Here is a 1,722-nt window from a genome sequence, read left to right on the forward strand (position 1 = left end):
GGGGCTGCGGCCACCCCCACCCGCCTCCTCACCCCCCCCCCCAGCGGTTTTCCTTTCGGTTGGTCTCCCGGCCGCCCCCTGCGCACCCCCCCTTCTCCTGTTCTGGTGTCCATGCTGGAGGGTCTGGATCCCGTCGCGTGGCACGAGATCGACCACGCTTCGATCCGCGGGGTGGACATCCCGGCGGCGGGCTTCAACGTCCGTCCACCTGGAACACCGGTGACATGACGCGGTTAGCACGGGCACTCCCGGCACGCCACCCGTCACTCGTATCCTTCACTCATATCCTTCGGACGGCTCATTGTGAATCGTGAATCGTTACACGTTTGAATGGCGTTCGAATTCGTGGAACACCCTTGGCAGGAAAGGGATCTCTGCTTAGCGTCGTAGTTGTTCGTTCCCCTGCGAAGAACGGTGTGCACCATGACGCGAAAGATCCGGTTCCTGGCCGGTGCCGGTGCGGCGACCCTCGCCGTGTCGGTTCTGATGACTCCGGCGGCCTCCGCGGCCGAGGGCGAGGTCCTCTCCCTCAACGCGCCCGAGAAGGTCGCCGGCAGCTTCATCGTGAAGCTGAAGAAGGGCAAGGCGAACGCCGACTCCCTGGCTTCGCGCTTCGGCGCGAAGGTGGAGCGGAACTACTCCGGCTTCGGCGGTTTCAGCGTGAAGCTGAGCGACAAGCAGGCCAAGCGCCTGGCGGCGGATCCGTCGGTCGAGTTCGTCGAGGCCAACCAGGTCGTGCACACGCAGGAAACGCAGTCGGCCCCGCCGTCGTGGGGCCTCGACCGCATCGACCAGAAGAGCCTGCCGCTGGACCAGTCCTACAGCTACACCTCGGCGGGCGCGGGCGTGACCGCGTACGTCATCGACACCGGTGTGCGCATCACCCACTCCACGTTCGGCGGCCGCGCCTCCAGCGGGTACAACTTCGTCGACAACAACGACAACGCCGATGACGGCAACGGCCACGGCACGCACGTCGCCGGCACGATCGCGGGCGCGGACCACGGCGTCGCGAAGGCTGCGAACATCGTCGCCGTCCGCGTGCTCGACAACAACGGCTCCGGCACGCTCGACGGCGTCGTCGCCGGCATCGACTGGGTCGGCAACAACGCGGTGAAGCCCGCGGTGGCGAACATGTCCCTCGGTGGTGGCGCCAACGCCTCGATCGACACGGCGGTGCGCAACGCCATCGCCAAGGGCGTGACGTTCGCCGTCGCGGCGGGCAACTCCAACGCCAACGCGGCCAACTACTCGCCGGCCCGGGTGCGCGAGGCGATCACGGTCGGTGCCACCACCAGCACCGACGCCCGTGCCTCGTACTCGAACTACGGCTCGGTGCTGGACATCTTCGCGCCTGGCAGCAACATCACCTCGGCGTGGAACACCAGCGACGACGCCACGAACACCATCTCGGGCACGTCGATGGCCACCCCGCACGTCACGGGTGCCGCGGCCCGGTACCTGTCGACCAACCCCGGCGCCACGCCGGCCGAGGTCGAGGCGTACCTGGTCGCGCAGTCGACGCCGTCCAAGGTCACCGGCCCCGGTTCGGGTTCGCCGAACCGCCTGCTGTACCTCGGGCCCGACGCGTGAGCCCGTGCCGTGCTCGATGAAGGGCTCATTCATCCACCTGGTGTTTTAACCAGGATGCTCTTGACCTTTGACATGGGTACGGCCACCGCTTGATCATCTTTGGGTTCCTCTCACAGAGCTCAAAGACAA

2 protein-coding genes are annotated in these 1,722 nt (G+C 66.8%); both read left to right on the top strand.

Annotated elements, in window-relative coordinates:
- Positions 1–105: 105 nt before the first annotated feature.
- On the top strand, positions 106–228 hold the full coding sequence (locus ABZV40_RS42920; RefSeq protein WP_355455435.1) for a hypothetical protein: 123 nt from the start codon (positions 106–108) through the stop codon (positions 226–228).
- 195 nt (positions 229–423) lie between these two features.
- Positions 424–1,593: a S8 family peptidase gene (locus ABZV40_RS42925; RefSeq protein WP_355455437.1), complete on the top strand. Its 1,170-nt coding sequence runs from the start codon at positions 424–426 to the stop codon at positions 1,591–1,593.
- Positions 1,594–1,722 lie beyond the last annotated feature (129 nt).

Source organism: Lentzea sp. NPDC004782, assembly GCF_040609115.1.
Classification (GTDB): Bacteria; Actinomycetota; Actinomycetes; order Mycobacteriales; family Pseudonocardiaceae; genus Lentzea.

What these genes read in the sequence shown, in the direction of transcription:
- ABZV40_RS42925 (WP_355455437.1), top strand. Translation starts at nt 424, where the DNA reads ATGACGCGAAAGATCCGGTTCCTGGCCGGTGCCGGTGCGGCGACCCTC.